At 69.6% G+C, this 21,939-nt stretch carries 24 protein-coding genes; 16 read left to right on the top strand and 8 right to left on the bottom strand.

Annotation, left to right across the window (positions count from 1 at the left end):
* The first annotated feature begins 6 nt into the window (after positions 1-6).
* The 4 genes from typA to ABD648_RS05340 all read left to right on the top strand — a co-directional run bounded on the left by typA (position 7) and on the right by ABD648_RS05340 (position 5,733).
* Positions 7-1,920, top strand: a complete 1,914-nt coding sequence (gene typA, locus ABD648_RS05355; RefSeq protein WP_282213944.1) for a translational GTPase TypA — start codon at positions 7-9, stop codon at positions 1,918-1,920.
* Positions 1,921-2,111: 191 nt separating this feature from the next.
* Complete coding sequence (locus ABD648_RS05350) at positions 2,112-2,990, top strand: aggregation-promoting factor C-terminal-like domain-containing protein (RefSeq protein ID WP_282213943.1); 879 nt, start codon at positions 2,112-2,114, stop codon at positions 2,988-2,990.
* A gap of 77 nt (positions 2,991-3,067) precedes the next feature.
* On the top strand, positions 3,068-4,099 hold the full coding sequence (gene glsA, locus ABD648_RS05345) for a glutaminase A (protein WP_282213942.1): 1,032 nt from the start codon (positions 3,068-3,070) through the stop codon (positions 4,097-4,099).
* Positions 4,100-4,107: 8 nt separating this feature from the next.
* Complete coding sequence (locus ABD648_RS05340; protein WP_282213941.1) at positions 4,108-5,733, top strand: MFS transporter; 1,626 nt, start codon at positions 4,108-4,110, stop codon at positions 5,731-5,733.
* Between the two features lie 18 nt (positions 5,734-5,751).
* Here ABD648_RS05340 and ABD648_RS05335 read toward each other — a convergent pair whose 3' ends face one another.
* On the bottom strand, positions 5,752-6,300 hold the full coding sequence (locus tag ABD648_RS05335; protein ID WP_282213940.1) for a helix-turn-helix domain-containing protein: 549 nt from the start codon (positions 6,298-6,300) through the stop codon (positions 5,752-5,754).
* A gap of 101 nt (positions 6,301-6,401) precedes the next feature.
* On the opposite strand from ABD648_RS05335, the gene ABD648_RS05330 reads away from it, so the two are divergent.
* From ABD648_RS05330 to ABD648_RS05300, 7 genes are all read left to right on the top strand, one after another.
* A complete protein-coding gene (locus tag ABD648_RS05330) occupies positions 6,402-7,121 on the top strand; it encodes an AzlC family ABC transporter permease (RefSeq protein WP_282213939.1) in 720 nt (239 codons plus the stop codon).
* A complete protein-coding gene (locus ABD648_RS05325) occupies positions 7,118-7,432 on the top strand; it encodes an AzlD domain-containing protein (RefSeq protein WP_282213938.1) in 315 nt (104 codons plus the stop codon). The genes ABD648_RS05330 and ABD648_RS05325 overlap by 4 nt, the downstream gene beginning before the upstream one ends.
* A gap of 49 nt (positions 7,433-7,481) precedes the next feature.
* Complete coding sequence (locus ABD648_RS05320; RefSeq protein WP_282213937.1) at positions 7,482-7,892, top strand: histidinol dehydrogenase; 411 nt, start codon at positions 7,482-7,484, stop codon at positions 7,890-7,892.
* A gap of 9 nt (positions 7,893-7,901) precedes the next feature.
* Complete coding sequence (gene fdxA / locus ABD648_RS05315) at positions 7,902-8,222, top strand: ferredoxin (RefSeq protein ID WP_282213936.1); 321 nt, start codon at positions 7,902-7,904, stop codon at positions 8,220-8,222.
* 9 nt (positions 8,223-8,231) lie between these two features.
* Positions 8,232-9,344, top strand: a complete 1,113-nt coding sequence (dapC, locus tag ABD648_RS05310) for a succinyldiaminopimelate transaminase (protein ID WP_282213935.1) — start codon at positions 8,232-8,234, stop codon at positions 9,342-9,344.
* Between the two features lie 192 nt (positions 9,345-9,536).
* Positions 9,537-10,826 carry a citrate synthase gene (locus ABD648_RS05305; protein WP_282213934.1) on the top strand — a complete coding sequence of 430 codons (1,290 nt, stop codon included), beginning with the start codon at positions 9,537-9,539 and terminating at the stop codon, positions 10,824-10,826.
* Between the two features lie 12 nt (positions 10,827-10,838).
* Positions 10,839-11,309 (top strand): SRPBCC family protein, encoded by a 471-nt coding sequence (locus ABD648_RS05300; RefSeq protein WP_282213933.1) that lies wholly within the window; start codon positions 10,839-10,841, stop codon positions 11,307-11,309.
* Positions 11,310-11,399: 90 nt separating this feature from the next.
* On the opposite strand, the gene ABD648_RS05295 is transcribed toward ABD648_RS05300, so the two are convergent.
* Both ABD648_RS05295 and dapD read right to left on the bottom strand, forming a co-directional pair.
* Entirely contained in the window at positions 11,400-12,791 is a 1,392-nt protein-coding gene (locus tag ABD648_RS05295) for a DEAD/DEAH box helicase (RefSeq protein WP_425561697.1), read from the bottom strand.
* 239 nt (positions 12,792-13,030) lie between these two features.
* Positions 13,031-13,984, bottom strand: a complete 954-nt coding sequence (gene dapD, locus ABD648_RS05290; RefSeq protein ID WP_282213932.1) for a 2,3,4,5-tetrahydropyridine-2,6-dicarboxylate N-succinyltransferase — start codon at positions 13,982-13,984, stop codon at positions 13,031-13,033.
* A 66-nt stretch (positions 13,985-14,050) separates the two neighbouring features.
* Between dapD and dapE the strand changes: the two genes are divergently transcribed.
* The 3 genes from dapE to ABD648_RS05275 all read left to right on the top strand — a co-directional run bounded on the left by dapE (position 14,051) and on the right by ABD648_RS05275 (position 16,591).
* Entirely contained in the window at positions 14,051-15,124 is a 1,074-nt protein-coding gene (dapE, locus tag ABD648_RS05285) for a succinyl-diaminopimelate desuccinylase (RefSeq protein ID WP_282213931.1), read from the top strand.
* On the top strand, positions 15,106-16,323 hold the full coding sequence (locus ABD648_RS05280) for a hypothetical protein (RefSeq protein WP_282213930.1): 1,218 nt from the start codon (positions 15,106-15,108) through the stop codon (positions 16,321-16,323). Before dapE ends, ABD648_RS05280 begins: the two co-directional genes overlap by 19 nt.
* A gap of 94 nt (positions 16,324-16,417) precedes the next feature.
* Complete coding sequence (locus ABD648_RS05275) at positions 16,418-16,591, top strand: DUF3117 domain-containing protein (RefSeq protein ID WP_017203323.1); 174 nt, start codon at positions 16,418-16,420, stop codon at positions 16,589-16,591.
* Positions 16,592-16,672: 81 nt separating this feature from the next.
* Here the strand turns inward: ABD648_RS05275 and ABD648_RS05270 are convergent, their stop codons facing one another.
* Entirely contained in the window at positions 16,673-17,311 is a 639-nt protein-coding gene (locus ABD648_RS05270; RefSeq protein WP_282213929.1) for an O-methyltransferase, read from the bottom strand.
* Between the two features lie 90 nt (positions 17,312-17,401).
* Between ABD648_RS05270 and ABD648_RS05265 the strand changes: the two genes are divergently transcribed.
* Together ABD648_RS05265 and ABD648_RS05260 are read left to right on the top strand one after the other, a co-directional pair.
* Positions 17,402-17,773, top strand: coding sequence for a twin-arginine translocase TatA/TatE family subunit (locus ABD648_RS05265; protein WP_282213928.1), 372 nt, complete (start codon positions 17,402-17,404; stop codon positions 17,771-17,773).
* Between the two features lie 41 nt (positions 17,774-17,814).
* Positions 17,815-18,396 (top strand): hypothetical protein, encoded by a 582-nt coding sequence (locus tag ABD648_RS05260; protein ID WP_282213927.1) that lies wholly within the window; start codon positions 17,815-17,817, stop codon positions 18,394-18,396.
* On the opposite strand, the gene ABD648_RS05255 is transcribed toward ABD648_RS05260, so the two are convergent.
* From ABD648_RS05255 to ABD648_RS05240, 4 genes are read right to left on the bottom strand one after another with little or no spacing between them, the layout of a single operon-like run.
* Entirely contained in the window at positions 18,393-18,887 is a 495-nt protein-coding gene (locus tag ABD648_RS05255; RefSeq protein WP_282213926.1) for a YcxB family protein, read from the bottom strand. The two genes, ABD648_RS05260 and ABD648_RS05255, sit on opposite strands and share 4 nt — an antisense overlap.
* A gap of 38 nt (positions 18,888-18,925) precedes the next feature.
* Positions 18,926-20,047 carry an Mrp/NBP35 family ATP-binding protein gene (locus ABD648_RS05250; protein ID WP_282213925.1) on the bottom strand — a complete coding sequence of 374 codons (1,122 nt, stop codon included), beginning with the start codon at positions 20,045-20,047 and terminating at the stop codon, positions 18,926-18,928.
* Entirely contained in the window at positions 20,044-20,586 is a 543-nt protein-coding gene (locus tag ABD648_RS05245) for a DUF1003 domain-containing protein (RefSeq protein ID WP_282213924.1), read from the bottom strand. The genes ABD648_RS05250 and ABD648_RS05245 overlap by 4 nt, the downstream gene beginning before the upstream one ends.
* A complete protein-coding gene (locus tag ABD648_RS05240; protein ID WP_282213923.1) occupies positions 20,586-21,854 on the bottom strand; it encodes a magnesium transporter MgtE N-terminal domain-containing protein in 1,269 nt (422 codons plus the stop codon). The genes ABD648_RS05245 and ABD648_RS05240 overlap by 1 nt, the downstream gene beginning before the upstream one ends.
* Between the last annotated feature and the right edge of the window lie 85 nt (positions 21,855-21,939).

The following is a 21,939-nucleotide window of genomic DNA, read 5'->3' as shown; positions in this document are numbered from 1 at the left end:
TTCTGCATGGCGCACGCCCTCCGCTCTGACCTCCGCAACGTCGCAATCGTCGCGCACGTCGACCACGGCAAGACCACTCTCGTCGACGCCATGCTGCGTCAGACGGGCTCCTTCGGCGAACACGCCCACGTCGACGATCGCGCCATGGACTCGAACGACCTCGAGCGCGAGAAGGGCATCACGATCCTCGCCAAGAACACGGCGATCACCTACAAGGGCGTGCACGCCACCGACGGCGAGGTGACGATCAACGTCATCGACACCCCCGGTCACGCCGACTTCGGCGGCGAGGTCGAGCGCGGCCTCTCCATGGTCGACGGCGTCGTGCTGCTCGTCGACGCCAGCGAGGGCCCGCTCCCGCAGACACGCTTCGTGCTGCGCAAGGCGCTCGAGGCGAAGCTGCCCGTCATCCTCCTGGTCAACAAGACCGACCGTCCCGATGCCCGCATCGCCGAGGTCGAGGAGGAGGCCCACGATCTGCTCCTGGGTCTCGCGTCCGACCTCGTCGACGACGTGCCCGACCTCGACGTCGACGCGCTGCTCGACGTGCCGATCGTGTATGCATCCGGCCGTAACGGAGCCGCCTCGCTCAACCGCCCGGAGAACGGCACTCTGCCCGACAACGAGGACCTGGAGCCGCTCTTCGGCGCGATCCTCGAGCACATCCCGGCCCCGTCCTACGACGACGAGGCTCCGCTTCAGGCGTGGGTCACGAACCTCGACTCGAGCCCGTTCCTCGGCCGCCTCGCTCTGCTGCGCGTCTTCAACGGCACGCTGAAGAAGGGCCAGACGGTCGCCTGGGTCCGCGCCGACGGCACGCACCAGAACGCCCGCATCACCGAGCTCCTGAAGACCCGCGCCCTCGAGCGCTACCCGGCGGAGTCCGCGGCCCCCGGCGACATCGTCGCCATCGCCGGCTTCGAGGACATCACCATCGGCGAGACCATCGCCGACCCGGAGGATGTCCGCCCGCTCCCCGCGATCACGGTCGACGACCCCGCCATCTCGATGACGATCGGCACGAACACCTCGCCCCTCATGGGCAAGGTCAAGGGACACAAGCTGACCGCCCGCATGGTCAAGGACCGCCTCGACCGCGAGCTCATCGGCAACGTGTCGCTCAAGGTCGTCGACATCGGACGCCCCGACGCGTGGGAGGTCCAGGGACGCGGCGAGCTCGCGCTCGCGATCCTCGTCGAGAACATGCGCCGCGAGGGCTTCGAGCTCACGGTGGGCAAGCCCCAGGTGGTCACGAAGCAGATCGACGGCAAGACGAACGAGCCGTTCGAGCACCTCACGATCGACACGCCGGAGGAGCACCTCGGCGCGATCACGCAGCTGCTCGCGGGCCGCAAGGGTCGCATGGAGAACATGACGAACCACGGCACCGGCTGGGTGCGCATGGAGTTCATCGTCCCGTCGCGCGGCCTCATCGGCTTCCGCAGCGAGTTCCTCACCACGACCCGTGGCACCGGTATCGCCAACGCGATCTCGCACGGCTACGAGCCGTGGGCCGGACACATCACCACGCGCCAGAACGGCTCGATCGTCGCCGACCGCCAGGGTGTCGTCACCCCGTTCGCGATGATCGCCCTGCAGGAGCGCATGTCGTTCTTCGTGCAGCCCACCCAGGAGGTCTACGAGGGCATGGTCATCGGCGAGAACTCGCGCGCCGACGACATGGACGTGAACATCACCAAGGAGAAGAAGCTCACCAACATGCGTGCAGCGAGCTCCGACACGTTCGAGTCGATGACCCCGCCGCGTCAGCTGACGCTCGAGGAGAGCCTCGAGTTCGCCCGTGACGACGAGTGCGTCGAGGTGACGCCGGAGGTCGTGCGCATCCGCAAGGTGAACCTCGATCAGAACACCCGCGCTCGCGAGACGGCCCGCATCAAGCGTCAGGACGCGAACGCCTGACCCTCGTCTCGAGGATGCTCTGCAGAGGGCCTCGCACCGCCGAAAGGCGCGTGCGGGGCCCTCTTCTCATGTAAATCCCAGATGAGGCACAATTTTCGTTCAGGAAGGCATGGCAGGCTCGAACACTTGCGCCTGGGACGAGCTCCCGATGAGTCTCCTGTATGGGCGTACGACGACCCGAAAGTCGAACCATGCTCCATGAAACCCGTGCGCTTCGGCGCGCCTCCGACGCGGCGAACGCCCGCGCCACGACCCGCCGTCCGATGATGATCCTCGGGACCGCGGCCGCCACACTCCTCGGCATCACCCTCACCGCCGGCATCGTGTCGGTTCCCGCCTCCGGTTCCGAGATACCGGATGCGACCGCAGCCGTCGCGCAGCTGGTCGCCGCTGCCGAGCCCCACGCGAAGGTCGCGGACGACGCGGCCATGCCGCTGGTCGATGCGAAGGATGCCGTGTTCGCCGCACAGGCCCTGACGTACGACGTGGCCGCGTCCGGTCTCGACGTGAGTGCCGCGCCGCCCGTCGACGTGTCCGAGCTGCAGCACGACATCGACGCGCTCGAGGACCGCGACGCGATGTCGCCCCTCGTCGTCACGGTGCTCGCGGGCGAAGTGGAAGCCGAGACGACGACGCTCGCCACGGCGACCGTGGCGCTGCAGGGCGCGCTCACCGCCGCCCAGGAGAAGAAGGCCGCGGATGACGCCGCCGCCGCGGCAGCCGCCGAAGCAGAGGCCGCCGCCGTCGCGCTGGCCTCCGCGAACACGGTCGACGGCGCGAAGGCCACGGCGCAGCAGATGATGTCGAGCCGCTACGGCTGGGGCGGCGACCAGTTCTCCTGCCTGGATTCGCTGTGGACCAAGGAGTCCGGCTGGAACTACCAGGCGTACAACCCCAGCGGCGCCACGGGCATCCCGCAGGCTCTCCCCGGCAGCAAGATGGCGTCGGAGGGCAGCGACTGGGAGACCAACGCCACGACCCAGATCGCCTGGGGTCTCGGCTACATCTCGTCCGTCTACGGCACTCCCTGCAGCGCCTGGGGGCACTCGCAGGCGACGAACTGGTACTGAGCCCCTCTGGTCGGAGCGCCCTCCGACCGCTACGGTGGCACTGACGGCTGGGGACGTCTCCGATCCGAGGAGGACGCGTGCTCGACCCCGCCGCCTGGCTCGACGTCCCTCAGCAGGTGTCCACGGGCGCTCTGCCCGGCTGGGACCGCGTCGAGGAGATCGTCCGCGAGGCGCATTCACGGTTCTCGGCGGAGCGCGGAGGACGTGTCGCCGACTACATCCCCGTGCTCGCCGAGGCCGACCCCGATCTCTTCGGCCTCGCGGTGATCGAGGTCGGCGGCGGCCTGCACGACGCCGGCGACGCGCGGCATCCGTTCTCGATCCAGTCGATCTCGAAGATGTTCGTGTACGCCCTGGCGATCCGGGAGCACGGGCACGAGCGCGTGCGCGACATCGTCGGGGTGAACAACACGGGTCTCGCCTTCAACTCCGTCGTCGCGCTGGAGCTCAACGACGGTCATCCGATGAACCCCATGGTCAACGCCGGAGCGATCGCGACGACGGCGCTGATGCCCGGCTCGACGACGGCGGAGCAGTGGGAGCGCGTGCGCGAGGGGCTCTCCGCCTTCGCCGGGCGCTCGCTGAGCCTGGACGGCGTCGTGTACGCCTCCGAGGCCGCGACCAACGAGCGCAACCGCGCGTTGGGGTGGCTGCTGCGCAGCTACGGCCGACTCAGTGGCGATCCCGACGAGGTCGTCGACGTCTACACGCGTCAGTGCGCTCTCAGCGTCACCGCGCACGACCTCGCCGTGATGGGGGCGACGCTGGCCGATGGCGGTGTGAATCCCGTGACGGGGGAGCGCGTCGTGTCGGCGGAGGTGTGCCGGGACACGCTCGCCGTCGTCGCGTCCACCGGGCTCTATGAGCGCTCGGGGGACTGGCTGTTCGAGATCGGCCTGCCTGCGAAGTCCGGCGTCGCCGGTGGGATCGTGGCCGTCGCTCCCGGCAAGGGCGCCGTGGCCGGGTTCTCGCCGCCGCTCGACGACGCGGGCAACTCCGTGCGATCGCAGATGGCCATCGGCTACCTCTCGCGTGCGCTCGGTCTGAACCTCTTCGCCTCCGCTCCCGCGCAGGAGCATTCCGGCGCTGTTCCTCGATCCCCCGAGTAGGAGAAGCCATGACGCAGATTGAGCAGTCGACGACGAAGACCTCCTGGCTGCCGATGGTCAGCCTGTTTCTCGCGCAGGTGCTGATGTCGTTCAATGTCGCCGCGCTGCCGATCTCGCTGGGTGGGATGGTGAGCGACTTCGGGGTGCCTCCCACGGTCGCGAGCACGACCATCGTGATGTACGGACTGGCGGTGGCGGCACTCGTGATGACGGGCGCGAAGCTCGGCCAGCGCATCGGCTGGGTCCTCATCTTCCGCATCGTGATCGCGCTGTTCGCGGCATCCTCGATCATGATGCTGGTCGCGCCGACCGTGGGATGGGCGATCGCAGGTCAGGCGGTCGCCGGAGCCGCTGCGGCGATCATCGTGCCGTCGATCGTCGCCCTCATCGCCGAGAACTATCGGGGAGCGCAGCAGGCGACCGCGATCGGTGCGATCGGCTCGGCGCGGGCGATCTCCGGGGTCAGCGCGTTCCTCATCGGCGGCACGCTCGGAACGCTCGTCGGCTGGCGGCCGATGTTCTTCATCGTGCTCGGGATCGCCGTGCTGGTCTTCGCCCTCAGCTTCACCCTGCGTGGCGACCGCGGCGACGCCTCGATCCGCATCGACCTGGTCGCCTCGCTCCTGATCGGCGCGGCGATCGTCTTGCTCACGCTGGGTTTCAACAACCTCAACGCCTGGGGAGCGGTCGCGGCGACGGACACAGCGCCCTTCAGCATCCTGGGGCTCTCGCCTGCTCCGGTCTTCGTGGGCGTCGGACTCGTGCTCGGGCAGGGCTTCTTCCTGTGGACGAGAAGGCGGATGGCCGAGGGGAAGGTCCCGCTGATCGATCTGAGCGTCCTCGGCTCGTCACGGGAGCGCGCCGCGGTGTACGCGATGTTCATCGTCGTGGCTCTGGAAGCGTGCGTGAACTTCACGATCCCGCTCTACATCCAGATCGTGCAGGGCCGAACGCCGTTCGACACCTCGATCGCCATGATGCCGTTCAACCTCACGGTCTTCATCACAGCGACGCTCGTGGTGCGGTTCTACAAGCGGTTCCCGCCGCGCACGATCGGCGTCTTCGGCTTCATCCTGACCACGGCGGCATTGGTCTGGCTCTCCTTCGTCGTGAGCAACAACTGGGAGACGCTGCCGACGATCCTGGGCCTCATCGTGTTCGGCATCGGTCAGGGCGCGCTCGTGACCCTGGTGTTCAACGTGCTGGTGACGGCGGCACCGGCCGAGCTGGCGGGCGATGTGGGGTCGTTGCGGGGGACCACGCAGAACCTCGCCTCGGCGGTCGGAACCGCGCTGGCCGGGGCGCTGCTGGTGTCGCTGCTCGGTCTCAGCATCGGGCGCGCGGTGGTCGAGCATCCGGAGCTTCCGCCGTCGCTGCTGGCCCAGGTCGACATGGACAACCTCAACTTCGTCAGCAACGACGATCTCCGGGCTGCGCTCGAAGCGACCGATGCGACGCCCGGGCAGGTCGATGCGGCCGTGGTCGTCAACGAGGAGGCCCGCCTGGGGACGCTCAAGCTCGGCCTGCTCCTGCTGGCGGGGATCAGCGCCCTCGCGATCCTCCCGGCGTCGCGGCTTCCGCAGTACCGGCCGCACGAGATCCCCGATCCCTCGCCCGCGGGCGGCGCCGAGTGAGTCGGGCGCGGCCGACGATCAGCGCAGCTCGGAGATGAGCACGGCGCTGGTGCCGGCGGCGGTCGCCTCGAAGATGTGGGGCGCGTCGCCGGCGTACGTCAGGTAGTCGCCGGGGCCCAGCAGGATCGGCTCGGCCACCGGGCCGACCTGGGCCTGCCCGGCGATCAGGATGACGTGCTCGATCGTCCCCGCGTGGTGCGGGTCGGACACCCGGGGGTCGCCCGGCTCCGCCTGGATCAGGTAGACGTCGCGACGGGCGCCGGGAGGGCTGGCCGAGAGCAGCGTCGCGCTGTAGGCCGAGGCTGACGACGGAACACCGGCGAGCTCGTCGGCGCGGATCAGTGTCGGTGCGTTGGCCTGCTGGTCGACCAGCACCGCGAACGGAACGCCGAGAGCGACGCCGAGGGCCCAGAGAGTCTCGACGCTCGGGTTTCCCGCCCCGCTCTCCAGCTGTGAGACGGTCGCCTTGGACACGCCGGCGCGCCGGGCGAGCTCGGAGACCGAGAGGCCGATGGCCTCGCGCTCGCGGCGGAGCGTGCGGGAGATGCGTGTGCGGAGATCCTCCATCCGTTCATCATGTCAAACGATCGTTCGCTTGACTATGCACGCGCCGTTGTTCAGAATGATAGGCATGTGTTCATCGGATCGAACGACGGCGGATCGGTGCGATGACCGCCGAGCGTGAGGTCTGGCGCGAGGCTCTCGGCGTCGTGCTCGCGACGAGCGCCTACGGCATCTCGTTCGGCGCGTTGGCGGTGGCATCCGGTCTCGACGTCTGGCAGACCTGTGTCCTGAGTCTGCTGATGTTCACGGGTGGATCGCAGTTCGCGTTCGTCGGTGTCTTCACGGCAGGCGGGCTGGCGGCGCTGCCCTCGGCCGTCGCCTCCGCGGCGCTGCTCGGGGTGCGCAATGTCGCCTACGGCATGCGCATGTCGCCCATCGTCGGAGGCGGACCCGTGCGTCGCGCCGCCGCAGCGCATTTCACGATCGACGAGTCGACGGCTGTGGCGATCTCGCAGACCGTCCCGCGCCTTCGCCAGGTCGGCTTCTGGGTGACGGGCATCGGCATCTTCGTCGGGTGGAACATCACGACGCTGATCGGCGCTCTCGTGGGCGATGTGCTCGGCGACCCCAAGACCTGGGGACTGGACGCGGCGGCCGCGGCGGCCTTCCTCGCCCTGCTCTGGCCACGGCTCAAGCAGCGCCAAGCGATCGCCGTCGGTGTCGCGGCCGCCGTCGTCGCGGCGGCGCTGACGCCCTTCCTCATGCCGGGGCTGCCGGTGCTGGTCGCCGCCCTGGTCGCCATCCTGGTCGGCTGGTTCAACTGGCTCGGACGCGATCCGCAGCAGGAATCCGCGGCGGATGCCGGAACGGAGGCGGTGTCGTGAGCCTGTGGAGCGCCATCCTCCTGGCCGCCCTGATCTGCCTCGCACTGAAGGCGGTCGGGTACCTCGTGCCACCCAAGGTGCTCGAGGCGCCTCGGCCCGCACGGATCTCGGACCTGCTGACCGTCGCGCTGCTCGCCGCTCTCGTGGCGGTGCAGACTCTCGGCGACGGGCAGGCGATCACGGTGGATGCCCGCGTGCCTGCGCTGCTGGTCGCCGGCGGTCTGCTCTGGCTGCGTCAGTCGTTCCTCGTGGTCGTCGTGGCGGCAGCACTCGTCGCGGCGCTCCTGCGGCTCTTCGGCCTCGCGGCGTGAACCCGAGGCCGCACCCCGGATGCACAGCCCCCGCCGGTAGGATCGACGGGTGCGTGTGAGCTGGTTGTCGAGAGTCCTGTCGTGGGTCGCGGCCGCCCTGGTGGGCGGCGTCTACGGCGTCGCCGGGACGATCGGACACAGCCTGATGTGGGGACCGATCCCGGTCGGACTCATCGTCGGCGCGATCGCCTGCGCGGCGATCCTCATCGCCGTCCGCGCGCTCACCCACGACCGGGGCGCCGCCGTCGCCGCCGGTCTCGGCATGATCGGGATGCTGGTGCTGATCTCCGGTGTCGGTCCGGGCGGATCCGTCGTCGTGGCCGACTCGCTCGCCGGACGGATCTGGACCTACCTGGTCGCCGGACTCGTGCTCCTGGTCGTCGCCTGGCCGTCGCTCTCGCGGCTCCCCGTGCGCACGGAGACCCCCTCTGCGGAGGAAGCGGCCGTCCGCGAGTCGTAGACTGGGGGAGTGACGTATGTGATCGCCCTCCCGTGCGTCGATGTCAAGGATCGCGCCTGCATCGACGAGTGCCCCGTTGACTGCATCTACGAGGGTGAACGCTCGTTGTACATCCACCCGGACGAGTGTGTGGACTGCGGCGCGTGCGAACCCGTGTGTCCCGTCGAGGCGATCTACTACGAAGACGACCTGCCCGACGAGTGGCAGGACTACTACAAGGCCAACGTCGAGTTCTTCGACGAGATCGGCTCACCAGGCGGCGCCGCCAAGGTCGGCGTCTACACGTTCGATCACCCGGTCATCGCCGCCCTGCCTCCTCAGGGCGAGTAGGCGCCGCCCGTGAGCGTCCGCGACCTCGCCGACTACCCGTGGGACGCCGTGGTGCCGTTCCGCGAGCGAGCCGTCCAGCATCCTCTGGGGCTCGTCGATCTCTCCGTCGGCTCTCCCGTCGATCCGACGCCGGAGATCATCCGCCGCGCGCTGGCCGAGGCGACCGACGCGCACGCGTATCCGCAGACGCTCGGCACGCCCAGCCTCCGCGAAGCCATCGTCGCCTGGTATGCGCGTCGCCGCGGTGTACCGGACCTCACGGTCGACAACGTGCTCCCGACGATCGGCTCCAAGGAGCTGGTCGCCCTGCTGCCGACGCTCCTCGGGCTCGGCGCGGGCGACATCGTCGTGCATCCGCGCGTCGCCTACCCGACCTACGAGGTCGGCGCCCGCGTGGTCGGTGCCGAGCCGGTCGCCGCAGACGATCCCGCGGAGTGGCCCGAGGGTGCCAAGCTCATCTGGATCAACACGCCGGGCAACCCCGACGGCCGCACCTGGACCGTCGACGAGCTGGCAGCCGCGGTCCGGCGCGCACGCGAGCTCGGCGCAGTGCTCGCGAGCGACGAGTGCTATGCCGAACTCGGCTGGGACGGACCGTGGGCGACCGAGTCCATCCCGTCCATCCTCGACCCCCGCGTGACCGGCGGGCGACGGTCGAACCTGCTCAGCGTGTACTCGCTCAGCAAGCAGTCGAATCTCGCGGGCTACCGCGCGGCTTTCGTCGCCGGCTGCGCCCACATCGTCGGCGACCTTCTCACGGCACGCAAGCACCTGGGGCTGATGCCGCCCGCGCCTGTGCAGCACGCCATGACCGTGGCTCTCGGCGACGACGAGCACGTCGCCGTCCAGAAGGAGCTGTACCGCGCGCGGCGCGACGCCCTGCGTCCGGCGCTCGAGGCGGCGGGATTCCGCATCGACGGCTCCGAGGCCGGGCTGTACCTCTGGGCGACCGAGGGGCGGGACGCCTGGGAGTCGATGGGGCGGCTCGCCGATCTCGGCATCCTCGCGGGTCCGGGGCCGTTCTACGGCGCGGCATCCGGTCAGCACGTCCGGCTGGCGCTGACGGCCGCGACCGACCGTGTCCTGGAGGCCGCACGACGCCTTCATGAAGGAAAGCTGTAGATTCCCTCGTCAGACGAGCCGTCTGTTTGGTGGATGTCACAGTAGGCCTGCATGCCTACTAGGCTGTAAAGGCGATTCGGTCGGGTGCCGACCTGGTGCCTCAGCGCCGTGAGATCGCCAGTTCCGGCTTGATCAAGATCTTGTCTGACACCGACGCGACAAGCGGGGGTCCGACACCAGGAGGAGGTCCGCGTGAGCGCAGCGGCAGACCAGACGGCGAAGCTGACGATCGGCGACACGACCGCCGAATTCCCGCTGGTGCGCGGCACGGCAGGCCACGACAGCATCGACTTCTCGACCCTGACCCGGCAGACCGGCTACACGGGTCTGGACTACGGCTTCGTCAACACCGCCTCGACCAAGTCGGACATCACGTTCATCGACGGCGACAAGGGCATCCTGCGCTACCGCGGGTATCCGATCGAGCAGCTGGCCAACACCACGAGCTACCTCGAGGTCGCCTGGCTCCTCATCTACGGCGAGTTGCCGTCGGCGTCCGAGCTCGCGGAGTTCGACGAGAAGATCCGTCGTCACACGCTGCTGCACGAAGACCTCAAGCGCTTCTTCTCCGCTCTTCCGCACACCGCGCACCCCATGTCGGTGCTGTCGTCCGCGGTCGCCGCGCTCTCGACCTACTACGAGGGCCAGACCGACCCGCACAACCCCGAGCACGTCGAGCTGAACATGATCCGCATGCTCGCGAAGCTTCCGGTGATCGCGGCGTACGCGCACAAGAAGAGCGTCGGCCAGGCCTTCCTGTACCCCGACAACTCGCTGAGCTTCGTGGACAACTTCCTGAAGCTGAACTTCGGTGTGCTGTCGGAGCCGTACGAGATCAACCCCGTCATGTCGAAGGCTCTCGAGCTGCTTCTCATCCTGCACGAGGACCACGAGCAGAACGCGTCCACCTCGACCGTCCGTCTGGTGGGTTCCACCGGTGCGAACCAGTTCGCCTCGATCTCGGCCGGCATCCAGGCCCTCTCCGGCCCGCTGCACGGTGGCGCCAACGAGGCCGTGCTCAGCATGCTCGGCCAGATCCGCGACTCCGGACAGAGCGTGTCGCGCTTCGTCGAACGGGTGAAGAACAAGGAAGAGGGCGTGAAGCTGATGGGCTTCGGGCACCGGGTCTACAAGAACTACGACCCGCGCGCCAAGCTCGTCAAGGAGGCGGCCGACGAGGTGCTCGCCTCGCTCGGAGTGACCGACCCGCTGCTGGACCTCGCGAAGGAGCTCGAGGAGCTCGCTCTCGCCGACGACTACTTCCGCGAGCGTCGCCTGTACCCCAACGTCGACTTCTACACCGGCGTGATCTACAAGGCGATGGGCTTCCCGACCCGCATGTTCACGGTGCTCTTCGCCATCGGCCGCCTGCCGGGGTGGCTCGCGCAGTACCGCGAGCTGCAGCTCGACCCGCAGACGAAGATCGGTCGCCCGCAGCAGCTGTACACGGGGTCTCCGGAGCGCACGTTCCAGACCCGCTGACACCGGCGTCCGATGCCCGTCGTCAGCGCCGAAGCCGTCGTCCCGGTCGATCCGGCGACCGCCTTCGCCGTCTCGCAGACGACGGGAGCGATCCGTCGACGCTGGGACCCGTTCATCAGCGAACAGCATTTCCTGGATGAGGCGGATGCTCCGGCCAAGGGCGTGCGCACGTTCACCCGGCAGCGCTTCGGCTTCGCGATGGTGAGCAGCTACGTCTCGTACGCGCCGCCGACGAACGTCGGCATGGTGATGGAGACCGGACCGTGGTTCTTCGAGAAACTCGGTGGCGGCTGGCGGTTCACCGCGGTGCCCGAGGGCACCCTGGCGGTGTGGAAGTACAACTTCTCGTGCCGGCCGGCCTGGCTCGCACCCCTCGCCGAGTGGATCGGTGCGCGGGTCCTCGGCTTCGAGATCCGGCGCCGGCTTGCCGGGTTCGTCCGCGGATGCTCCGACCCGGTCGTGCTGGACGCGGTGCGGACCTGACGGCCAGACGCCTGGGCACGCCGAGGTGACGAAAAAGGCCGCCGGCACGAATGCGCGGCGACCTTTCGCATCATCTGATCTGCGAGCGGATCAGATGTGAGAGAGATTCAGCGTCCCTGGTAGCCGCGGCCACCCTGGCCCTGGCGTGCGGCGCCGCCCTGACGAGCCGCACCGCCCTGGCCGCCCTGACCCGAGCGGGGACGACGGCGACGAGCGGGGGGGAGTGGATGCTCCGGCACGCTCTCCGCCGGCCGGGCGCTGCTTGGCCTGACGCTGCGGCTGCGTCGCCTGCACGGGCGCCGGGCGCACGTGAGCCGCGCGCTCGGGCACGAGACCGGTGATGGCATCCTGCGTCGCGTTCTCGAGCGGTGCGTCGATCGCAGCCTTGCGCAGCAGGTCCTTGACGTCGCGGCGCTGCTCGGGGAGCACGACCGTGACGACGGTTCCTGCGGCGCCGGCACGGGCGGTGCGACCGGAACGGTGCAGGTACGCCTTGTGCTCGACGGGCGGGTCGACGTGGACGACCAGGTCGACGTTGTCGACGTGCACGCCGCGGGCCGCGACGTCGGTGGCGACGAGCACGCGCACGCCGCCCTCGTCGGGAGCGGTCGAGAAGGCGCTCAGGTTGCGCTCACGCGCGTTCTGGGACAGGTTGCCGTGCAGATCGACGGCCGGGATGCCGGCCGCGGTCAGCTGCTTGGCGAGCTTCTTCGCCTGGTGCTTGGTGCGCGTGAAGAGGATGCGGCGACCGGTGCCCGAGGCGAGGTCGCGGACGAGAGCGGTCTTGTTGTCCGTCGAGTCCACGACCAGCACGCGGTGGGTCATCTCGCCGACCGGCACGCTCTCCTCGTCGACCTCGTGGCTCACGGCGTTCGAGAGGAAGCGGCGGGCGAGGGTGTCGATGCCGCGGTCCAGGGTCGCGCTGAACAGCAGACGCTGTCCGCCGGCCGGGGTCGCGGTGAGGATGCGGGTGACGCCGGGCAGGAAGCCCAGGTCGGCCATGTGATCGGCCTCGTCGAGAACGGTCACCTCGACGGCGTCGAGCTGCACGACGCGCTGCTTCATGAGGTCTTCGAGGCGGCCGGGGCACGCCACGACGATGTCGACGCCGTTGCGCATGGCCTGCTCCTGCGGACGCTGGCTGACGCCGCCGAACACGGTGGTGACGCGCAGGCCCTTGGCCTCGGCGAGCGGCGCGATGGTCGCGGCGATCTGGGTGGCGAGCTCGCGGGTCGGCGCGAGCACGAGGCCACGCGGGTGGCCGGGACGGCTCTTGCGCGACGACGCCGCGATGCGGGCGACGAGGGGGAGTGCGAAGGCGATCGTCTTGCCGCTGCCGGTGCGGCCGCGGCCGAGCAGGTCACGGCCGGCGAGGGAATCGGGAAGCGTGTCGCGCTGAATCGCGAACGCCTCGGTCTTGCCGTCCTTGGAGAGGACGGCGGCGAGGTCGGCGGGCACGCCGAGATCGAGGAAGGAAGTCATAGGGGTATATCTCCGAGAGTGCACGCACGAACCATCAGGGCCGGGTGCGGAAGGTGGGCGACGGCGCGGGATCGCGCATCGTTTCGCCGTTCGAAGTGGCCAGAACCAGGCTAGTGGCGCGGGAGCGTGTCGACGACGCAGACGTCTCGCACTGCGAGGGGCGTCATGCCGACACTATCACGCACAACCTGAGTGCCGGCCCGCCACGCGCGGTCGGCACCGTCGGCGTGGTGCGGATGTCAGGCGTGCAGGGCCTCGTTCAACGTCACGCCGATGCCCGCACGGCGCACCGCTTCGACCGCGCCGCTGAGCGAGTTGCGGCGGAAGAGGAGCCCGTCCTGACCGGACAGCTCTGCGCCCTTCACGGTGGTGCGGCCATCGTCGGCGGTCTGCGGGCCGTCGACGAGCACGATCTTCGTGCCGGCGGTGACGTAGAGCCCCGCCTCGACCACGCAGTCGTCGCCGAGGGAGATGCCGATGCCCGCGTTGGCGCCGAGGAGGGTCCTCGCCCCGATCGAGACGCGATGCGTCCCGCCACCGGACAGCGTGCCCATGATCGACGAACCGCCCCCGATGTCGCTGCCGTCGCCCACGACGACGCCCTGCGAGATGCGTCCCTCGACCATCGAGGCGCCCAGGGTGCCGGCGTTGAAGTTGACGAAGCCCTCGTGCATGACGGTCGTGCCGGGGGAGAGGTACGCCCCGAGGCGCACGCGCGACGCATCGGCGATCCGCACGCCGGCGGGCTGCACGTAGTCGGTCAGGCGGGGGAACTTGTCGAGCCCCTGCACCTGGATGCCGGCGCGCTGCAGCAGCGGGCGCAGGCGGGCCGCATCCGCGGGGTGCACGGGGCCGGCGTTCGTCCACGCCACGTTCGGAAGGTGGCCGAAGATGCCGTCGAGGTTGAGGTCGTTCGGGCGCACGACGAGGTGCGAGAGGGCGTGCAGGCGCAGGTAGGCGTCAGCCGTGGAGGCCGGGGCCTCGTCGAGGTCGATCTGGAGCTGGACGACCTCGACCGTGACGTTGCGTCGGTCATCGGGGCCGGTGAGGGCCTCCCAGGTCGCGACCGCGGCGGCTGCATCGCCCGCAGACGGCGCTCCGACGCCGACCTCGGGGTACCACGCGTCGAGCACCGTGCCGTCTCCGGCGATCGTGGTCAGTCCGATGCCCCACACGCTGCGCGATTCACTCATGCTTCCACGCTATCGCGCCCGCCGAGCGACGACGTCACGCATGACGGTGTAAGTAGGCTGGTGGACATGCTGCTCGATCTGACCGCGACCTCCGTGGAACTCACCCGCGCTCTCTGCGACATCCCGAGCGTCTCGGGCGACGAGAAGACCCTGGCGGACGCGATCGAGGCGGCCGTCGCGCCGCTCGCGCACCTGGAGGTGATCCGGCACGGCAACACGATCGTCGCGCGCACGAACCTCGGCCGGGCGCAGCGCGTCGCGATCGCCGGGCATATCGACACCGTGCCCATCAACGCGAACGTCCCCACGCGCGACATCGAGATCGACGGCGTCCCCTATCTGTGGGGGCGCGGCACGGTCGACATGAAGGCCGGTACCGCCGTGCAGCTCAAGCTGGCCGCTGAGCTCACCGATCCCGCGATCGACATCACCTGGATGTGGTACGACAACGAGGAGGTCGAGGCTTCCAAGAACGGCCTCGGGCTGCTCGCCGCTGTGCGTCCGGAGCTGTTCCAGGCGGACTTCGCCATCCTGGGTGAACCGTCCAACGGCGAGGTCGAGGGCGGATGCAACGGCACGCTGCGTGCGATCGTGCGCACCACCGGCGTGCGTGCGCACGCCGCTCGCGCCTGGATCGGCGAGAACGCGATCCATCGCGCAGCGCCGATCCTCGCCCGCCTCGCCGAGTACCGGGCCAAGGAAGTGCCCGTCGACGGGCTCCTGTACCGCGAGAGCCTGAGTGCGGTCCGGATCACCGGCGGCGTCGCGGGCAACGTGATCCCCGACGCGTGCGAGGTCGAGGTGAACTACCGCTTCGCTCCGAGCAAGTCGGCGGCCGACGCCGAGGCGCATGTGCGCGGCGTGCTCGCCGGGTTCGACGTCGAGATCACGGATGCCGCGGAGGGAGCCCGCCCCGGGCTCGACGCCCCGATCGCGCAGCAGTTCGTCGCCGCCGTCGGCGCCGAGCCTCGGCCGAAGTACGGCTGGACCGATGTGGCGCGCTTCTCGGCTCTCAGCATCCCCGCGGTGAACTACGGCCCCGGTGACCCCCACCTCGCGCATCACGACGAGGAGCGCGTGCCCCTGGCGCAGATCGACGCCGTGGAGCGGGGCCTGCGCGCATGGCTCACCTCGCACTGAGCGTCGCCCGTCGCTGGGCGCAGGCGCCGCTCGCGCTGCGCATCGCCGTCATCTATCTCGCCGCGCGCATCGTCACGACCGGCTTCCTCATCGCGGCGGCCACTCTGTCGACATCGCTGTCGCGCTTCGGAGCGGGGGCCGGGCTGATCGACTTCGTGCTCGGCTGGGATGCGCAGTGGTACTGGCTGGTCGCCGAGAGCGGGTATCCGGCGGAGCTTCCGGTGACGGATACCGGCGATGTCGCGGAGAACGCCTGGGCGTTCATGCCGGTGTTCGCCTACGCGGCCAAGGCGCTCGGGTTCGTATTCGGCTCCTGGGGCGCCGGAGCCTTCCTGCTCTCCTTCGTGGCCGGCTACCTCGCCTGTCTGGCGTTGCATCGGCTTCTCCGTGATCGCATCGGAGTCTCCGCGGCGACCTGGGCCGTGGTGTTCTTCGCCGCGGGCCCGCTCGCCGCGATGTTCCAGGTCGGCTACGCGGAGACGCTGTTCCTCCTGCTGCTGTTCCTGGCTCTCGACGCGATGACACGCCGGCAGTACGCCTGGCTCTACGTGCTCATCCCGGTGATGGCCTTCACGCGGCCGGGCATCCTCGCCTTCGCGCTCTACATCGGACTGCACGGCATCGTCCGGTGGGTGCGCCGCCGCGAAGATCCGCTCACCGGCCGGGAGATCGCGCACATCGTCGCGCTCGGCGCCCTCGCCACCGCGACCGGCTTCGCCTGGCAGCTGATCGCCGGCATCATCACGGGCGATCCCGGCGCCTACCTCGCCACGGAGCTCGCATGGCGGCGGCACTGGATCGCCGGCGGCGTCGAGGGGTTCGTGCCGTTCGAGGGATGGGTCCAGGCTTCGCAGTTCTGGTTCGGGCTGTGGGGCCTGCCGACCTGGGCGGGGCCGGTGGCACTGGCTCTGCTGACTGTCGCGGCCGGAGCTGCGCTGCTGTATCTCCCGCAGGTACGAGCGTTGGGAGCGGATATACGGCTGTGGAGCGCGAGCTATCTGCTGTATCTGCTCGCGGTGTTCTTCCCGCAGTCGAGCACGTTCCGACTGCTGCTGCCGCTGAGTCCGACGTGGGGAGCGGTCGCAGTGCCTCGGTCGCGGTGGTGGCGAGGCGGTGTACTGACCCTCTGCCTGGTCGGTCAATGGGCCTGGATCTTCCCCATGTACGCCCTCGGGAACACCTTCTGGCAGGTGCCGTGAAAGTGAACGTGCGTCGCTTTTCTTCACAGGTGACGTCCAGGCACCGGTTACACCCGATAAACTCATCTCATACCACCGAGGAAAAGGAGCCACGATGGCAGCGATGAAGCCGAGGACCGGAGACGGACCCATGGAGGCCGTGAAAGAAGGGCGACTCATCATCGTGCGCGTTCCGCTCGAAGGTGGCGGCCGTCTGGTCGTCTCCGTGAACGACGCCGAGGCCAAGGAACTTCACGACGTGCTGGCCGCCGTCGTGGCACCGGCCTGATAGACCCAGGATCCGCTCTGCGGATCTTCGAGGGCGATGGATCTTCGGATCCGTCGCCCTCTTTCTCGTTGCGGGCGCGGCTCAGCTGCGGTCGGCGAGGCTGACGAGCTGAAGGAGGCCTTCGCCCGCGGGGGAGACGGTCGCGAGAACGGCCGACGACTCCTGCGTCTCCTGCACGAGCGAGCGGTACGCGGCGGTGACCTCGTCGCGCTGCACCGGGTCGGCCACACGGCCGCCACCGAGCACGCGGGGAACGAGCACGATGCCTCCGGCGCGGACGAGCCGCAGACCGTGCTCGACGTACTCGATCACGTTCTCGGGGTCGGCGTCGACGAGCACGATGTCGTAGGAGGCCTCATTCATGCGGGGGAGCACGTCGGAGGCGCGTCCGGTGATGAAACGGGCCTTCGTCGAGGGGACCTTCGCATCGGAGAAGGCCTGACGGGCCGCGGCGAGATGCTCCGGCTCGTTGTCGATCGAGGTCAGCACGGCCTGGGGTGCTCCGCGCAGCAGCCACAGTCCTGAGACGCCGGCGCCGGTACCGATCTCGACGATCGATCGCGCGGCGGTCGCGGCGGCGATCACGGCGAGCTGCGACCCGACGACGGCGCTGACGGGCGCCGCTCCCAGCTCGACGGCATGGGCTCGGGCGCGCGCGATGGCATCCGGCTCGATGATGGACTCGCGAAGGAAACGCGCGTTCGCTTCGTGCTCGCTCATGGCCTGCCTTTCCGTGCTTGCACTGTGATTGTTCTCAGCGTATTCGTTCGGTGTGCGCGGGCAGTGCAGGCGCGGCGGTAGCCTGTAGAGATGACGTTCGGGCTCACTTTCGAGAAGCTGCTGCTGATCGGCCTCATCGCGGTCCTCATCATCGGTCCGGAACGTCTTCCGCGGGCTGCTGAGGGATTCTCGCGCATGGTCCGCAAGGTCGGCGAGTACGTGCGCGACACGAAGTCGAAGATGCGCCAGGAGATGGGCCCCGAGCTCGATGACGTCGACTGGCGCAAGCTCGATCCGCGGCAGTACGACCCGCGCCGCATCATCCGCGATGCGCTGCTGGAGGAGCCGCAGCCCGCTGCCGCGACGAAGGCGCGAGCCACCATCGCCGAGCCCGTGGCGCCGCGCGCCCCGCAGGAGTTCAGCGCCGAGAACCGGCCGCCGTACGACCCCGAATCCACGTGAGGCCGGCGGGGTCGCGCACTCACCCGGCGACTCGTCTTCGCGTGGCGGTGGCCGCCGCGGTCCTCGGCGGCGTCGGCGGCGCGCTGATCTGGGTGCTCTGGGTCCTCCCCATCGTCGCGTCGGTCGACCGTGCGGAGCCCCGCCCGCTCGGTGACGCGATCGTCGTCGAGCTCGGCGCGGACCAACGCGCGGGCGTCTGGGCGCAGGGAGTCTCCGCGAGCCTCGGCACCCTGGACTGCGTCGTCACCGCACCGGACGGAGGAGCCGTGGCGCAGCGCGGGGCGCCAGCGCTCGACTGGAGCAGCACTCTCTGGTGGATGACGCCGAAGGCGGGGTTCGAGCAGATCACGCAGTTCACGGCCTCGACGGCGGGTGCTCACGAGGTCCGCTGCACGGATTCGCTAGACATCTATGACGGAGCCTTCCTGATCGCGGGCGACTCGTTCGGAGGCGGGAGCATCGGGCTCGGTCGCGGAGGCAACGCCGACTACCCCGTCGGGACGATGCTGTCGTTCGGCGCGGTCTTCCTCCCGCCGTTCGCGGTCGGCGTGACGATCATCGTGCTGATCCGCCTCGCGGTATCGCGCCGAACAGCGCGTCGCACCGGGGACCCGGTGGCCTAGGCGATCTTCGCGCGCAGGGCGGCGAGGTCGTCGTCGCTCAGCAGCGCGCGGGGGATGGCCGTCGCGACCGACGCGTCGCGCACCTTCAGCAGCACGGCATCGGTGCCCACCCTGATGCTCTGGAACGTGCTGTAGGCGATGGTCGAACGGCGATCGCCGCTACCCACCTGCAGCTCCTCCTCCTCCAGCGATACCCACACGACGGTCGCCGGCGGCATGGCGGCGCGCACTGCGTGACGGGCGCTCGAGATGGACATGATGATCGCGACGACGGCGAGGGCGATGACCAGCGGCGGCATCCACGCCGCGAGACCGTCGTTGTCCTGGCCGGCGGCGACCCGTCCCGACAGGTTCAGGATGCTGATCCCGAGGGCGGCTGCCAGCGCGACCCACATGACGATCGCGACCGGGCGTGTGAGCGAGTAGACAGCCGCATCGCGCGCCATCCGTCGGAGCAGGCTCTGATCGATCGTGAGGGAGCGAGGGGGCATCGTCCCATTCTCCCACGGGGCCTCCGGTCGTCGGCGGCTCAGCCGATCGACACCGGCAGGGATCGTCCGGAGAGACCGCGGCCCTGACCGGCGAGGGAGCGTGCCAGGGCACGGATCGTGGTGGCGGCGGCATCCGTCGATCCCGTGGTGACGATCGGGATGCCGACGTCGCCGCCCTCGCGGAGCGCCGGGCTCAGCGGGATCGAGGCCAGCAGTGCCACGGCGTCGCCGCCGTCCGACAGCGCCGCGGCCACGGCCTCGCCGCCGCCGGAGCCGAACAGATCGACGACGGTACCGTCGGGGAGGGTGTACGCGGCCATGTTCTCGACGACCCCGATCACGCGCTGCCCGGTCTGCCGGGCCACGAGGCCGCTGCGGATGGCGACGTCGGATGCCGCGGCCTGCGGCGTCGTGACCACGAGCACCTCGGCGTGCGGCAGCAGCTGCCCGATCGAGATCGCGATGTCGCCCGTGCCCGGGGGCATGTCGATCAGGAGGATGTCGAGATCGCCGAAGAAGACGTCGGTGAGGAACTGCGAGACCGTCCGGTGCAGCATCGGTCCTCGCCAGGCGACCACGGCCTCCCCGTCGCGGAGGAACATGCCGATCGAGATCGTCTTCACGCCGTGCGCGACCGGCGGCAGCATGAGATCGTCGATGCGCGTGGGCTGGGTCCCCGCGGGGATGCCGAGCAGGCCGGGGATCGAGAATCCGTGCACGTCGGCATCCACGAGTCCGACGGACAGTCCCTGGTCGGCGAGGGCGACGGCGAGGTTCGCGGTGACCGTCGACTTGCCCACCCCGCCCTTGCCGCTGGAGACGAGGATGACCCGGGTGAGCGACTCGGGGCCGAACGGCATCTGCCTCGCCGGCCGTCCCTCGCGGAGCTTCTCGGTCAGCGCCTTGCGCTCGGCGGGCGTCATCACGCCGACCGCGACCTCGACGGCGGTGATGCCGGGAACGGATGCCGCCGCCTGTCGCACATCCGACTCGATGCGCGACGCCGCGGGACAGCCGACGATCGTGAGCACGATCCCGACCCGCGCCAGATCGCCGTCCACCTCGATCTCGCGCACCATGTCGAGGTCGCCGATCGGACGGCGCAGCTCCGGATCCGTGACCGCGGCCACGGCGGCGCGGACTCTGTCGACCGCTGTCATGAGGCGGCGCCGCCGGTGTGCTTCTCGGCGCCGAGCTTCTCGCCGTGCTTCTCATCTGCGGGGTCGAGCTCCGCGAGCAGAGCCTTCAGCTCGTTCCGCAGCACATCGCGGGTGACGAGCTGCGTGTTGCGCTCCTCGAGCGCCATCCGCAGCGCGACGATCTCACGGGCGAGGTACTCGGTGTCGGCGAGGTTGCGTTCCGCGCGCTGACGGTCCTGCTCGATCTGCACCCGGTCGCGGTCGTCCTGGCGGTTCTGCGCGAGCAGGATCAGGGGAGCGGCGTACGAGGCCTGCAGCGAGAGCATGAGGGTGAGCGCGGTGAAGCCCAGAGCCGCATCGTCGAATCGCAGATGATCGGGCGTCAGCGTGTTCCAGAGGATCCAGGCCACGCAGAACAGCGTGAGCATCAGCAGGAACGCGGGGGTCCCCATCGCCCGGGCGACCCATTCGGTGAACCGCCCGAAGCGGTCGCGCGAGGTGGGGCGTGCGCGCGTGGTGCCCCGGCCGAGGGGCGCGTCGAGGCGCGGAGAACGTGCCATCAGCGCACCTCCTTCGCGGGCGTCGCAGTCTCGTCGCTGTCATGCGAGCGCCAGTCGTCCGGCAACAGGTAGTCGAGCACATCATCGATGCTGACCGCGCCGACGAGGCGACGCGCGGCATCCACGACGGGAAGCGAGACGAGGTCGTAGCTCGCCAGGAGACGCGCGACCTCGGCGGCGGACGCGTTCGCGGGCACGGGCTCGAGACTGTCGTCCATGATCCCGCCGAGACGTTCGTGCGGCGGGTAGCGCAGCATCCGTTGGAAGTGCACCATGCCGAGCAGGCGACCGGTCGGCGTCTCGAACGGCGGAAGCGTGACGAACACCGCAGACGCGAGGGCAGGGTGCAGCTCATGGCGACGGATCAGCGCGAGTGCCTCGGCCACCGTGGCATCCGCCGAGAGGATGATGGGCTCCGGAGTCATCAGACCACCGGCGGTGTCCGGGCCGTAGCGCAACAGCATCCTGACGTCTTCGGCCTCTTCCGGCTCCATCAGCTCGAGCAGCTGCTCGAGCCGCTTGGGAGGCAGCTGGGCCAGGAGATCGGCGGCGTCGTCCGGTTCCATCTGGTCGAGGATGTCCGCGGCGCGCTCGTCGCCCAGCCAATCGAGGATGTGCACCTGATCGTCTTCGGGCATCTCTTCCAGGGCATCGGCGAGCCGGTCGTCGGAGAGCTCTTCGGCGACCTCGATCATGCGCTTCTGCGGCAGATCCAAGAGGGTGTTGGCGAGGTCGGCGGCGTGCAGCTCGGCATACGACGCGACCAGCTGCTCGGCGGACTGCGACTCGCCGGGTGCGACCTTCTCGGCGACCTCGCTCCACGCGGCGAAGGTCGTCGGGCCCTTGGCGAACGGCGAGGCGCTGGTCTTCGGGCGGCGGAGGAAGAGTTGGCTCACGGCCCACTCGCCGAGGCGGTTCGGCTCGATCGCGACGTCTTCGATGACGGCTGTGCCGCTGCCGTCGGCGAACGTCATCCGTCGCCCGAGCATCTCCGCGAGGATGCGCACTTCACCGGCGCGGGGCGAGAACCGTCGCACGTTGATGAGGCCGGTGGTGATGACCTGGCCGGCGCGGATCGACGTGACCCGCCCGATCGACAGGAAGACCTGTCGGCGGCCGGGGATCTCGACCACCAGTCCGATGACGCGGGGAGCGGCGGTACTTCGGTACACGATGACGACGTCGCGGACTTTGCCGAGCCGATCGCCCTGGGGGTCGAAGACGGCGCAACCTGCCAGGCGCGCGGCGAAAACCCTTTGTGTGCTCACCTCCCCAGCGTAGTGCGCGGGCCCTCAGGGCGCCGGAGGGTTGCACACACGGGCCCGGGATGGCAGGGCGTGAAAGAATGGCCGG

Source organism: Microbacterium luteolum (genome assembly GCF_039533965.1).
Classification (GTDB): domain Bacteria; phylum Actinomycetota; class Actinomycetes; order Actinomycetales; family Microbacteriaceae; genus Microbacterium; species Microbacterium luteolum.
Note: the sequence above shows the minus strand (reverse complement) of the source record. Positions and strands in the feature narration are given on the sequence as shown.

Excerpts from the sequence above, each read along its gene's own strand:
- ABD648_RS05330 (WP_282213939.1), top strand. The coding sequence starts at position 6,402 with ATGACCGCCGAGCGTGAGGTCTGGCGCGAGGCTCTCGGCGTCGTGCTC.
- ABD648_RS05295 (WP_425561697.1), bottom strand. The coding sequence starts at position 12,791 with ATGACTTCCTTCCTCGATCTCGGCGTGCCCGCCGACCTCGCCGCCGTC.
- ABD648_RS05265 (WP_282213928.1), top strand. The coding sequence starts at position 17,402 with ATGACGTTCGGGCTCACTTTCGAGAAGCTGCTGCTGATCGGCCTCATC.
- dapE (WP_282213931.1), top strand. The coding sequence starts at position 14,051 with ATGCTGCTCGATCTGACCGCGACCTCCGTGGAACTCACCCGCGCTCTC.
- ABD648_RS05250 (WP_282213925.1), bottom strand. The coding sequence starts at position 20,047 with ATGACAGCGGTCGACAGAGTCCGCGCCGCCGTGGCCGCGGTCACGGAT.
- ABD648_RS05335 (WP_282213940.1), bottom strand. The coding sequence starts at position 6,300 with ATGGAGGATCTCCGCACACGCATCTCCCGCACGCTCCGCCGCGAGCGC.
- ABD648_RS05270 (WP_282213929.1), bottom strand. The coding sequence starts at position 17,311 with ATGAGCGAGCACGAAGCGAACGCGCGTTTCCTTCGCGAGTCCATCATC.
- ABD648_RS05280 (WP_282213930.1), top strand. The coding sequence starts at position 15,106 with ATGGCTCACCTCGCACTGAGCGTCGCCCGTCGCTGGGCGCAGGCGCCG.
- dapD (WP_282213932.1), bottom strand. The coding sequence starts at position 13,984 with ATGAGTGAATCGCGCAGCGTGTGGGGCATCGGACTGACCACGATCGCC.
- ABD648_RS05350 (WP_282213943.1), top strand. The coding sequence starts at position 2,112 with ATGCTCCATGAAACCCGTGCGCTTCGGCGCGCCTCCGACGCGGCGAAC.
- ABD648_RS05300 (WP_282213933.1), top strand. The coding sequence starts at position 10,839 with ATGCCCGTCGTCAGCGCCGAAGCCGTCGTCCCGGTCGATCCGGCGACC.
- typA (WP_282213944.1), top strand. The coding sequence starts at position 7 with ATGGCGCACGCCCTCCGCTCTGACCTCCGCAACGTCGCAATCGTCGCG.
- ABD648_RS05275 (WP_017203323.1), top strand. The coding sequence starts at position 16,418 with ATGGCAGCGATGAAGCCGAGGACCGGAGACGGACCCATGGAGGCCGTG.
- ABD648_RS05245 (WP_282213924.1), bottom strand. The coding sequence starts at position 20,586 with ATGGCACGTTCTCCGCGCCTCGACGCGCCCCTCGGCCGGGGCACCACG.
- ABD648_RS05255 (WP_282213926.1), bottom strand. The coding sequence starts at position 18,887 with ATGCCCCCTCGCTCCCTCACGATCGATCAGAGCCTGCTCCGACGGATG.
- ABD648_RS05340 (WP_282213941.1), top strand. The coding sequence starts at position 4,108 with ATGACGCAGATTGAGCAGTCGACGACGAAGACCTCCTGGCTGCCGATG.